Origin of the sequence: Levilactobacillus suantsaii (assembly GCF_014069315.1) — a bacterium.
In the GTDB taxonomy this organism is placed as follows: Bacteria; Bacillota; Bacilli; order Lactobacillales; family Lactobacillaceae; genus Levilactobacillus; species Levilactobacillus suantsaii.
This window is the reverse complement of sequence record NZ_CP059603.1, coordinates 932964-945338: the sequence shown is the minus strand read 5'-3', so window position 1 is coordinate 945338 and position 12375 is coordinate 932964. Positions and strand designations below refer to the sequence as shown.

The following is a 12375-nucleotide window of genomic DNA, read 5'->3' as shown; positions in this document are numbered from 1 at the left end:
ATCACTAACGACTACTCCTTTTTACGCCGCCGGTTGCGGGCAATCAGGTAGCCGATAATGGCGAGTAGCAAGGCAATAATCGCTGCTAACAACCAGTAGAGCCAACTGGTTGGGGTAGCCGTTGGCGTGACGGCCGATCCACCCAGGCCCCGCAATTGCTTTGGCGTGACCACGAAGTTACGGGTGAAGTGCCACTGGCGTTGGCCAGATTGCGCCGTCAAATTCAGGGTGTAGGTTCCAGCCTTCAATTGCGTATTGCCCCAGGGCAACGCGGCGTTGAAGTTACTGTTGGGGGCCATCCCCAAACTCTTGAGATCCTGTTTCAACAACACCTGGCTGGAGTTTTGCGCCGTTACCGTTTCGTGGAGGCTTAACGGCGACAAAACCCCCGGTTCGAAGTTTTGCAGGTTCGCAAAGACCTGATCCCGTTGATTCAATTGTCCCACCTTGACCTGTCGTAACCGTAAGTCGGGCGTGACCTTGCGTGTGCTCTCCGTCAGTAAGATGCTGATGGCATACGCGAATTGGTTATTTACGGTCAATTTCCGTTGTGAGTGGGACACTGGATGCGACGTGGTCAGTTGTTCGACGTAGATTCCTCCCAAGGCGCAACCCCGTAGCCTTTCTGCCGGCATCTTCAGCGCTAAAGTGACCCGCTTAGCGCCGGATTCTGGGACCGAGACGGTCTGGACCGGTTGACTGAAGAGCTGCTTCATCGGCAGTTGTAGGCTCGGGTCTAAATCTGGGTCGGCCTGGCTGTAATCGATGATGCCATTGGCGTTGGTCACGGCTTGGTTCACCCTGACTCGAAACCGTTGGGTCGTGCTACTTTGGTTCCGAATCACGATGGTCAGCTTTTGTTGCTGTTGTGGGGCCATGCGCAACGAAAAATACCCCAATGTCGTATTAGTCTGGTTGCTGGGCTTTTTACGGGCTGAACCGTAAACCCAACGCCTTGTGCATGAGCTATCCCCACACCACCTAGTAATCCGAGCCAAATGCCCACCAACATTACAAACCATTGCCATCCCCGACGCATCATTCATCCCCCCAAACAGTCATACCGGTCCCCAAAAGGTCGGTCCCACACAAGCGGCACCGACCCAGTTGATACAAGTTGTCACGTTCGTTTTACGCGGACGCGACCGGTTCGATGCTACTGAACCGTATCGCCTAACTGCCAAGTCAAGTTGGCACTGTAACTCCCGGCCAATTGCCCAGCGGGAACGTCTAACGTGACGTCACCCAGTGAGAAGTCGGAATCCCAGACACCTAAGCCACCCTTAGCCGGCGCGGTCAGTAAGACCTCGTTCGTGCCGTTACCATTTAGACTAACGGCATTCGCTACCGGTGCTGCGGACGGGTTGCCTGTGTTCGCGGCTTCCGGATCCGGGGCACCCAGATTCAAAACAGCACCACCTAGGACACTGCCATCTGACGTGACAAAGTTAGAATCCTTGACTTGAACGTTCCAGCCACCCGGAACCCCAGGGTTCGAGACCTCGACCGGATTATCTGCCGATAGGGCTGGATAGGTCACGTTATCTTTGCCGTTAGGAGTCGGGTTAGCCCCGAAACCAAAGTTTGGCGCGGAAGTTAATGAAACTGCTGCATCGGCACTCGTATCGAATTCCGACTTAGCTTGCGTACTGGTCGTCGTTTGGACCGATGAAGATGATGACGAGGAACTCGTTGCATCCGCGAAGGCCACCATGCCAGCACCGCTTAACCCCAATGCGAGTGCGGCTGCACTCCGCATCAAAGTGACGTATACTCGACGCTTCATCGTATGTCACCCTCCTTGAAGATTTACACCTAGCCAGCAATTAACCGCCTCAGCAGCTAACCGTGGTTGAATCAACACCTAACTTATTCCTTAAGTTCTAAAACAAACCGATGTCGTCATGACTGATTCATCCGGTGGTTCAGGATCGATAATAATCGGTGCCGAAAAAAAAGACCAGCACTTGGCTGGTCTTTCGTATCGATAGTTTTAGTTATGAAAGTCGCTCACGGTTAAGGCCCGTAACTCGTTGAGCCACTGCCGGGTCGTGGTATCACTACCGGCTGTGACTTGAAACCCTAACGGGGCAAAGAGTCCCGCGACTGCGGACCATTGCACCTGCCCCTGTGCCAACAAGCTGGTCACCAGCTGCTGACGTTGGGTCGCCGTGATGGGTGTTGCGGTTACCGTTAGTAAGTTAACCGCCAATTGCTCGGCAATTAGTTGCTGACTCGTCGCCGCAGTGAATGGCATCACCAGTTGGCGCCGCGATGCAAGCGGCACGGCCGGCCCTTCCTTTTGTAAGAAGTGTTGCCAAGGCAGCAATTGCGGTGCTAGCACAGCGTAGAATTGCCAAGGTACCTGGTTGCCGATGCGCTTTAAGGTGGCTTGCGTCACCGCCGTAAGGTCCCATTGGACTTGCGTCTCACCAGCCGCCTGGGCCACGGCCAGCCACTCGCTTAAGAAGCGCTGGACCGTCGCGGCCACAACGGGCGGTTGTTGCCGGCCCCGAGTCAATTGGTAACGGCCCAACAAGAAATCGGTGACCTGCTCCCAGGGAATCGTATCACCGGCCTGCTGGTGCTTACGGCGTTTGAACTGCCGGAGTTGCTTGACCCGACTCGACTTTGCAAATTTTCCTGGACGACTCACTTTCAAACGCCTCCTGACGTTATTTCTTCGCTGCCTCGCGCGGCGCAAACTTCTTGAAGTACACCAACGTCATGATGGCCAAGAAGATCACTCCCACGATGATTGAGACCCGCGTTTCGGGATTCAGGAACATGAAAAGCAACGTAACGCCTAAGAAAGCCAACGTAATGTAATTCGACCAAGGTGAAAACGGCATCTTGAACGGATGGTTGGCCATGTGTTGCGGGTTACGTTTCCGAAACGCAATCTCACTGACCAGAATCACGAACCACGGCACCATGCCAGGTAAGACACTGGAACTGTAGACCATCACGAAGATTTGACTGGCGTCCTTGAAGTACATGGGTAAGACCACGTTCAAGACAATTCCAATCGCAATCCCTAACGAAATAGCAATCACGGAGTAAAATGGTACCCCGTGACGGTTCAACAGCGTCATCTTCTTCGGGAGTTGGTGGTTTTCGGCCAACGTAAAGGTCATCCGACTAGCACTGTAAATCCCGGAGTTCGACCCAGACAAAGCGGCGGTAATGACCACGAAGTTGATGATCGACGCCGCAGCGGTAATCCCAATTTTAGCGAAGGTCTGCACGAACGGGGAACCTAACTGGTTCAGCTTGTCCCACGGGTAGATGCTGACAATCACGAAGATAGCGCCCACGTAGAAAATCAAGATTCGGGCCACCGTCGATTGGATAGCCGCCACTAAGGTGTGTTGCGGGTTCTCCGCTTCACCAGCCGTGACCCCAATCAGTTCGATACCCTGATAGGAGGCCAACACGATGGCCAACGCAAAGATGAAGCCCTTAACACCCCCGGTGAAGAAGCCCCCGTTGCGCCACAGGTTACTGATGCCGACCGCGTCGCCACCGTTACCGAAGCCAAAGAGAATGACCCCTAGACCGGCAATGATCATCAGAACGATGGTCACCACTTTGATCAGAGCAAACCAGAATTCGAGTTCACCAAACATTTTAACGGAGATCAGATTGGCCACGCACAGGAAGGTAATTGCGACGAGACCGGGAATCCAGTCTGGCAAATTCGGCCACCAGAAGCGGAAGTAGCCGCCCAACGCAATCATTTCACTCATCCCCACCACAATAAATTGGAAAATATTACTCCAGGCGGTTAAAAACCCAAATACGGGATGCATGTATTCGGAGGCGAAGGTCGCAAACGACCCGGTCGTCGGGTGCACATAAAGCATTTCCCCCAACGCCCGCATAATTAAGTACAGGAAGACTCCGGAAATAATGTACGCAATGAGAACGGAAGGCCCCGTCCACTTGATGGTGGAACCAGACCCCATGAATAATCCGACGCCGATGGTCCCGCCGAGTGCAATCATCTGCATCTGGCGCGAGCTAAGTTTTCTCTGCAATCTAATTCCTTCTTTCTATCTATTCACTTGTCAAATATCAAACTCTTCGTGTTCCCTCCTTGCAGCCCCGCTTGGTCTGCTGCCAGGCAAGATCACCCTGGGTTACCCCAAGGTGACCGTAGCCAAGCGGCGCGCAATTATGATAAAACACTAAGATTATGTCATAGGTTACCTGGTTATGGCCCATAACGCAAGGCCTAATTTAACCAATATGCCCCTAAACATAGTCTAAATTATCGCGCAAGGTCCTCGTTAATTCAAACGCAACCCCAATAAAAACGGGGCGTTGGCCGCCAGTTGACGGTCACGCCCCGTACGTGAAAAAATTTTTTCGAGTTCACAAATCTTTTTGAGTTGCATCCAACGTTTGTCAGCCTTACTCCGGCATCAGCCTAGCCAGTTAACCGCCAAATCGTTGCATGAGAAAATTATCAGAAATCAGCCCGGCTTAGACGAGCTTCTCGTAAACGTAGCATTCGTCTTCCGGTTGGTAAACACCCTTGATCTCGCCGACCTTTTGAAAACCAAACTTCTCGATCAAATGTTGCATCTTCGCGTTGTCGCGGTGGGTATCGATCCGGATACTTTCGGCTTCCGGATGGTGCTCAGCGATGTACGCGAAGAGTTCCTTAAAGAGCTTCGACGCATACCCTTGGCCTTGGTGGTGCGAGTAAATGGCCACCCGGTGAACGGTCACGTAATGGTCCGTGTCCTTTAACCAGTTCCCAACTAAGGTGTCGTAAGAGTCGTCGGGCGCCTCCACAACGGCGGCAACGCCAACCGTTTCATGGTCATCACTGTTAAAAATGGTCGCGCGGCCCAGGTCAATATCCGTCTTAATCGTTTCGCGGTTAGGATAGTTATCCTGCCATTGGTCGATGCCGGCATCCGCTAATTGTTGTTTACCGTCTTCGATAATGTCACATACTAGGTCTAATTCATCCGTTTTTGCTTTGCGTAAATACATCTTACTTCACCTCGTCTTAAAGTCATGATTCTAAACTGGTTGGCTCAGGCCCCGCGCAAGACGCGTTGACCCCGGCCCTTTCCGGGCTAAAGGGCCTACCGTCGCGGACCCCCGGTCATACCCGGCGGACCCGTTTCGGTAGGCTATTATAGTTGCTCGTGGAAAAAAACCTTAGCTATCATACCTGAACTCAAATAATTTATCAATCCTATTTAAAATACCTTATTAAATCGGCACCGTTTTCACGAGTCAAAAGCCCCGCCAGGCTTGACGAACACCGGCGAAAAATTTTTTTGTGACTGGTCACTGACCGAACAAAGACCCCCGCAGCGCTACGCCACAAGGGTCAGGTCACGTTACGCTTATTTAGTTAGCGGCGAGTCTGCCAGTAACTGGCGCACTTCGTCGGTACTCTTGGTCTCCATCATGGCGTTACGTAACTCCGCGGCGTGCGGTTGGTTGCGCACGTAAATCTTAAAGAAGCGCTTGAGTGACGCGAACCGTTGGGTATCGAACCGGGCCGCAAAATCATCAAATAAATCTAACTGGTAATTCAATAATTCTAGCAATTCCTTCACACTGTGCTCGTGCGGCGTCTTTTCGAAGGCAAACGGGCTGGTGAAGATGCCCCGGCCGATCATGATGCCGTCAACACCAGGATGGGCAGCGGCTAACGCACAGCCTTCCTGGTAATTGGCGATGTCACCGTTCACTTGAAGCAGCGTGTGCGGGGCCACCTCATCGCGCAATTGCACGATTTGGTCAATCAATTCGTTATGGGCCGGCACCCGGCTCATTTCCTTTTTGGTTCGCAAGTGCACCGTTAACAACGGGATATCTTGTTCCAGCAAGAACTTCAACCAGTCGTGCCACTCATCGACGCGGCTATAGCCCAGGCGCGTCTTGACGCTGACGGGGAGGCCAGCGGTCTTGGCCGCCGCAATCACCGCCGCGGCGTCTTCGGGATGGCGAATCAGGTCACTGCCCCCGTGGTTTTTGATGACCGTGGAATCTGGGCACCCCATGTTCATGTCGATGGCTTGGTACCCGCGGCTCTTCACGTCAGCCGCCGCTTTTTCAAAAGCCTCGGGCTGGTTGCCCCAGAGTTGGACAACCGGCATCTTGGCCTCTTCTGGGGCCACGTAGAGCCGGCCCTGGACCGTGAATTTAGCTTTCGGATGGGTCACACTGATGGCGTTGGTAAATTCGGTAAAAAAGGCATCGGGCGCCGCAGCTCGGGCGACCACCCGCCGAAAGATAGCGTTGGTCACGGCCTCCATCGGCGCTAAGGTAAAGAATGGCCGGTGCTCAGCACGAGCGTGGTCGGCAAGATCTTGCCAGTAAGTCGTTACTTCAGACACGTTAAAAATCTCCTTGTTCATAAAATAGTCCGTGTCACGGTGCTGGCTACTGCGACACAAGTCCCTTTATTCTACCATCATCGTCAAGCCCCCGTGTGAGAAATGGCTCTGGATATAAATTAATTGATGAGCCGAACCGTTGACAGGCTGGTGCAGAACCCAGATACTGGACCTTAAAGATATTAGATCCGCATGAGGAGGAATTTTTATGGCAACCCAACAAGCCCTACTGATCATCGATTACACCAACGACTTCGTGGCCGACCACGGGGCCCTCACCTGTGGCCAACCCGGTCAGGCTATCGCAACGACTATCGTGACTCTCGCCGACCAGATGGCGGTCGAACACGATTGGGTGCTGCTACCCACCGACGTCCACACCCCGAATGACCCTTACCACCCGGAAAGTAAGCTCTTCCCGCCGCATAACGTCCGCGGCACCTGGGGCCGCGACCTGTACGGCCCCCTGGCGGATTGGTACACCCACCATCAGACCGACGAGACAGTCTGGCAGTTCGACAAGACGCGTTACAGTAGTTTTGCCGGGACTGACCTAGACTTGCGCTTACGTGAACGCCACGTGACCACCTTGCACCTGGTCGGCGTCTGTACCAACATCTGCGTGCTCCACACTGCCATCGATGCGTATAACCTGGGTTATCAACTCATTATTCACCGTGATGCCGTCGCCAGTTTCAACCCCGCGGGCCACGACTGGGCCTTGAGCCATTTCAAAAACACGTTGGGTGCCGAAATCGTTTAGTGTATGTTTTCTCGTGGTTTGGTGTTTTAGGCGTCGATATAGATTGTTCCCCGTCCCCGCAAGGCCTATAATAGGTCTATCGGAGGAGGGAGTTCTATGTTTCAGCACCATCATCAGTTATACCTTATCGGAGTGACCTTATTGGCCCTTTGCGGTGGTCCCGCCATCACGGCCCACGCTACGACCAGCCAAACGACCACGAGTTCTTCGTCATCAACGACGTCGGCGCCGGCTTACCGCCCGGTCCTTGCGCACAAGACCGTCAATTACTACACCGAAATCGGGGCGAACCAGAAACACAACTACCAGGTCTATGCCACGGGAGGTGCTCAGACCAGTGCCAAGAACATGACGCCTATCAGCACCGGTAGGGTCTACGCCCACAAGATGGTCCACGTGACCCGTGAAGAAAGACAGGCCAACGGAACCTGGCTCAAATTCACCTATCACCACACCCAGACCGGTTGGATCCACCGCAACGGCACGGTCAAATCGCGGCGGCAGTTGAACGTGCCGCTGGTTGGCCAACGCCCACAATTACCCACGGGTTGTGAGATTACCGCCACGACCATGATGTTGAAGTATGCGGGGGCCAAGGTCACCAAGTTACAATTGGCCAAGGAAATGCCCCGGACCAAGACCCATAACGGGAATCTGGGCTTCGTCGGTAATCCCTATTCATCGTCCGGTTGGTGGATCTACCCGAAGGCCCTCACCAAGTTGGTCAAGCACCACGTAGGGTCCGCCAAAAACATGACGGGCGCCTCGTTTGCCAAGCTCAAGCACCAAATCGACTTGGGGCATCCGGTCGTGGTCTGGGTCGCTAACGTGGACGGTTTCGTCAACCACGCCGTGACCCTCAGCGGCTACAGTGCCCACCGGGCTTATTACAACGACCCCTGGACCAAAAAGAAGACCAGTATGACCCAAAAGCAATTCGCTACGCACCGGAAGCACGATGCTTACCGAGCGTTGAGTTATTAACGGTTTGGCGGGAACTCAAGTTAATTAATTTTTCAGACGCGCCCAACACCTATCGCTTGCCAGTCACTTTTGATCTTTTACATATAAAGTATATTGATCGAGTACCATAGCTATTTAAAAGTTCAGGATAAAAATAACCCGGGAAATGTGTCCACATTTCCCGGGTTATTTTTTCGTTTTATGGCTTGCTACCCACTACAACTAAATCAAGCATTACTCGCGGTAACAAGTCACTTGGTTCTTACTTTATTTTGCATCATCACGACTAGCCAAGTACGTCAACATGGCTTTAGCTCCCGCCGACGTCAGGAGGGCTGGCGTCTGGCGCATGGCGTCGGCCACCGGCATATCCGCCGGGGTGGACACCACCACGTCATCCACGCCAGCGGCATGAATCGCAGCGACATCACCCAGGACACTACCGGCTACTAAGGCGGTCGGAACGTTTTGAGTTCGCGCCAGTTGAACTACCGCAATCGGGGCCTTGCCCCGCAAGGATTGTCCGTCGACCCGGCCTTCGCCGGTAATCACCAGGTCGGCACCGTTTATCCGCTGCGCCATGTGGGTTAGTTGCTGGACCGCTTGGGCCCCAGATTGTAACTGACCGCCCAGAGCCAGGAGACCAAAGCCGGTCCCACCGGCTGCGCCAGCCCCCGGCGTACGACTGAGTGCTAAGGCATTTGGAATCGGGACGAAGGTGCGCAAGCGCGCCAGACCTTGATTCAAGCGAGCCACCATTTCGTGTTCAGCGCCCTTTTGTGGGCCAAACACCGCGGCGGCGCCTTCCGGTCCGGTCAACGGGTTCGTCACGTCGGTCAACCCAATCAAAGTGGTCTGTTTCAACCGCGGGTCAAGTCCCAAGAAGCTGACGTGCCCCAGGCGCATCAAACTCCCGCCACCCAGGTCGAGCTTCTGTTGGTTACTGTCGATGATGCCGGCCCCTAAGGCCGCCATCATCCCCGCACCACCATCGGTAGTCGCACTGTCACCTAAACCCACGTAGATCGTGGTCGCACCCTGGTCCAGAGCGGCACTAATCAATTGGCCCACCCCGAAGGTACTCGAGGAGACCGGGGCCAGATTAGGTTGGGCCAATGTCAAGCCCACGGCCGCCGATACTTCGATGATGGCCGTGTGAGCATCTAATAGCCCCCACTGAGCCTCAACGGGTTGGCCTAACGGGCCCAAGACTTGGGTCGTCTTGAACTGGCCTCCCACGGCATTGATCACCGTTTTCACGGTGCCCGCACCGCCATCGGCAATCACCGCTTTTTCCACGGTCGTTCCCGGAGCGACCCGGGTCACGCCCGCGGCTAAATAAGCATTGACCTCATTGGCCGTTGCACTACCCTTGAATGAATCCGCCGCAATTACTACTCGCGTCATATCGTCACAATCCTTTAATCAGATTAGCCGGCGTTCCCCTGGGCAACCACTTGTTGTCGTAACTGGGGCCGGACGACTTTACCGGTGGCGTTGCGTGGGTAATCACGGACGAACAAGACCCGCTTAGGCTGCTCATATGGGGCTAAGGTCTGCTTAGCTTGGTCCAAAATGGCCTGTTGTTGTTCCGTCTGGTCACCAGGTTGACTGATGACTACCGCGGTCACCGCTTAACCATAGAGGTCGTCCGGTGTGCCAATTACCGTGACTTCCTTAACGAATGGTAACTGACTCAATACATTTTCCACGTGAGCCGGGGCGACCTTTTCACCACCTACACTAATAATATCCTTTTTCCGGCCATTAATAAATAAGTACCCGTCTTCATCGAAGTACCCTAAATCACCGGTCAAGAACCAGCCCTTGTAAAAGGCATCGGGATGTGGATCCAGGTAAGACTGAATCACGTGGTCTCCACGAACGGCGATTTCGCCGCTGACCCGGGCAGCGTGGCTCACGTTGCCATCCACTAAGATTCCAACGTCGGTCCCCACGGGTTTGCCCACGGAACCAACTTTCGGTGCATCAAACGGATTCAATGTGCATTGGCTAGCGGTTTCCGTCATCCCATAGCCTTCAAGGATACGGGTGTGATACGTTTTTTCAAACTGCGTTAATTTGTCGAGGGGTAAGGAGAACGATGAGCAACGAACGAACCGCAAATGGGTCTTACCCGTGTAGCTCTCCCGGGCCGCCGTGTTCAACAATAGAATGTTGATGATCGTTGGCACAGCGGAGACCCAAGTCACGTTGTTCTCCTGAATTTGCGGCCAGAACCGGTGCGCCGAGAACTTCGGTGTGATGACGATTTTCCCACCAGACAAGCGGGTCGAAAGGACCGAGACCACTTGCGCGTTGATGTGGAATAGCGGCATCACAATCATTGTCGTGTCCCGTTCCGTCAACCGGTGACTGTCAATATCGTGTTGCGCCCCGTTGCGCAAAAGCTCATGGGTCAAACCGACCCGCTTAGGCTTCCCGGTCGTCCCCGACGTGTTGAGAATCAACGCCAGGTCCTTTTCGGTTGGGGTCGCGGCGGCATGCCCAGTCACATCAAGGTCCCGAATCAGACTTAGATGGGGCGCAGTATTGAGTTGTAATGCTGCCACCGTGGTGTTCCGGTCAGTCATGACCGCGTCAACTAAAGTTGGGGCCACAACACTGGCAGCGTAATCGTGTTCGGCTAGTGCCGCTTGTAATTCGGCAGCTGGCGTCTTAGCGGCGATGGGATGCATGATTGCGCCGACTTCCCAGATAGCCTGGGTCAAAACGGGGTAAAGTGCGGTGTTGGGTAAGCAGACCAGAACCACGTCACCGGATCCGACATTGAGACTCCGGAAATGGTCAGTCAACTGATCCACGTCGGCGGCTAGTTCGCCGCCGGTAAACCAACGATCTTGCGTGGTATCTTTAATGGTTTTCTGATTTGTCATTCGCTGCAATTGCTGCGTGAGGCTTAGTGTGATTTTGGACATAAGCATAAACTCCTTTCAACGGGTGCCATTGTGGCCGATCAATTAAGGCGCCAAATGGTGGGACCCGGTAACAGAACCAAGAAATAGCAAATGAGCCGCCTAATACCCAGGCATAACCCACAGGTAACAGAATCAATAAGAGCCAGGCTGGCAGATGAATCAATGGGAGCACGGCGTCAAGGACGAACAAGGGCAAGCTTTGGACCAGATACAACCCAAAGGACACTTTGGCTAAGGACCTAATGCCCCGGTCCAAACCGGCCGGCAAGCCATGCTCACGGGCATAGGCGTACCGCCGACCGATCCAGAAGACGAAGGCGATCATAAAGAGGTCGTAAACCATAATGTAAGGTTGGTGCACCGAATGCGTGGCAGCCATGCTGAGGTGCAAAATCTTTTGGTCGCCAAAGTACAGGGCGATGGTCCCCAACGCGAGAAGCCCGGTAAAGCGCCCAATCAACTTAGCGTGCGCTTTAATCCAGTTATCGACTTCGTGGTAGTGAATGGCCACGAAAGCCCCCGCCAAGAAGTAGACCTGGTAAACCAAGACGTTGTTGCCGTAGTAACGGAACAAATACCACCACTGGGTCCGATCAACCGATGGCAACCAGTACTTCAAGTAGATCAACAGGAAGAACTGGAGGGCAATACTGACCCCCATGATGACCTTGTGCCCGTCCGGAAAACATTTAAACAGGGCAATCAATAACGGGAAAATCAAGTACAGCTGGAAAGTCACTAAGATATAGTACATATAGTAGCGATTCCCATACTGAATGGCATTACCGAGATGCGACCAGTAAGCCGGCCAATTGATAATCCCCCCAGCGCCCAGGGTCGCCACCAACATAATGATGGCGTTCCACCCGACGTAAGGAATACCGACACTGATATAGCGCTTCTGCCAGAAGTACAACCAGTGTTGATCACGATGGTAGTAATTCAAGACCAGTACCAAACCGGTCATGAACATGAAACCCATCCGGGTAAAATGAAGCATCAGATGGGTCATTTCCAGAAACAAGTGACTATTACTCGTGGCCGCCAAACGTTGCGTGAAGGCGGTCGTGGTGTGGTTCAATAGCACCCCACCGATGAAGATAACTCGTATCAAGTCCACTTCATATAGGTAGGGGCGTTTCTTTGTGGAGGTCACCCACTCACCTCTTTTTCTAAACTCGTTGCTGAAAATCAAACAACATGGTTTCGTTATAGCACCAGTCTCCGGCGCCGTCTTAACGATCCTCTAAGCGTCAAATATGAATTTCTTAGAAAGCGTTACCAAAAAGTCAAGTGTTTAGCCGGTGTTGCTAAGTTTTCCTGCCAAACTTCATAACTTCAT

The 12375-nt window shown here is 53.5% G+C and carries 10 protein-coding genes and 1 pseudogene; 2 read left to right on the top strand and 9 right to left on the bottom strand.

Features of this window, described 5'->3' with window-relative positions; genetic code table 11:
* Positions 1-11: 11 nt before the first annotated feature.
* From H3M12_RS04380 to H3M12_RS04355, 6 genes are all read right to left on the bottom strand, one after another.
* Positions 12-1022 carry a DUF916 and DUF3324 domain-containing protein gene (locus tag H3M12_RS04380; protein WP_267905797.1) on the bottom strand — a complete coding sequence of 337 codons (1011 nt, stop codon included), beginning with the start codon at positions 1020-1022 and terminating at the stop codon, positions 12-14.
* 134 nt (positions 1023-1156) lie between these two features.
* Positions 1157-1786, bottom strand: coding sequence for a WxL domain-containing protein (locus H3M12_RS04375; RefSeq protein WP_129033316.1), 630 nt, complete (start codon positions 1784-1786; stop codon positions 1157-1159).
* Positions 1787-1993: 207 nt separating this feature from the next.
* The gene (locus H3M12_RS04370; RefSeq protein ID WP_129033315.1) at positions 1994-2656 is read right to left on the bottom strand and encodes a hypothetical protein; all 663 of its coding nucleotides are present in this window, start codon (positions 2654-2656) and stop codon (positions 1994-1996) included.
* Positions 2657-2675: 19 nt separating this feature from the next.
* Positions 2676-4040 carry an amino acid permease gene (locus H3M12_RS04365; RefSeq protein WP_129033314.1) on the bottom strand — a complete coding sequence of 455 codons (1365 nt, stop codon included), beginning with the start codon at positions 4038-4040 and terminating at the stop codon, positions 2676-2678.
* Positions 4041-4488: 448 nt separating this feature from the next.
* Positions 4489-5007, bottom strand: a complete 519-nt coding sequence (locus H3M12_RS04360) for a GNAT family N-acetyltransferase (RefSeq protein WP_129033313.1) — start codon at positions 5005-5007, stop codon at positions 4489-4491.
* A gap of 362 nt (positions 5008-5369) precedes the next feature.
* On the bottom strand, positions 5370-6368 hold the full coding sequence (locus tag H3M12_RS04355; RefSeq protein WP_404820041.1) for a tRNA dihydrouridine synthase: 999 nt from the start codon (positions 6366-6368) through the stop codon (positions 5370-5372).
* A 208-nt stretch (positions 6369-6576) separates the two neighbouring features.
* On the opposite strand from H3M12_RS04355, the gene H3M12_RS04350 reads away from it, so the two are divergent.
* Positions 6577-7131, top strand: coding sequence for a cysteine hydrolase family protein (locus H3M12_RS04350; RefSeq protein WP_129033311.1), 555 nt, complete (start codon positions 6577-6579; stop codon positions 7129-7131).
* Positions 7132-7227: 96 nt separating this feature from the next.
* On the top strand, positions 7228-8115 hold the full coding sequence (locus H3M12_RS04345; RefSeq protein ID WP_129033310.1) for a C39 family peptidase: 888 nt from the start codon (positions 7228-7230) through the stop codon (positions 8113-8115).
* A 246-nt stretch (positions 8116-8361) separates the two neighbouring features.
* Here the strand turns inward: H3M12_RS04345 and H3M12_RS04340 are convergent, their stop codons facing one another.
* The 3 genes and pseudogenes from H3M12_RS04340 to H3M12_RS04330 all read right to left on the bottom strand — a co-directional run bounded on the left by H3M12_RS04340 (position 8362) and on the right by H3M12_RS04330 (position 12153).
* Positions 8362-9501: a glycerate kinase family protein gene (locus tag H3M12_RS04340; RefSeq protein ID WP_129032841.1), complete on the bottom strand. Its 1140-nt coding sequence runs from the start codon at positions 9499-9501 to the stop codon at positions 8362-8364.
* A 23-nt stretch (positions 9502-9524) separates the two neighbouring features.
* Positions 9525-11033 (bottom strand): annotated as a pseudogene (locus H3M12_RS04335) (AMP-binding protein).
* Positions 10969-12153 (bottom strand): acyltransferase, encoded by a 1185-nt coding sequence (locus H3M12_RS04330; protein WP_233449221.1) that lies wholly within the window; start codon positions 12151-12153, stop codon positions 10969-10971. The pseudogene H3M12_RS04335 and the gene H3M12_RS04330 overlap by 65 nt, the downstream one beginning before the upstream one ends.
* Positions 12154-12375: the final 222 nt, after the last annotated feature.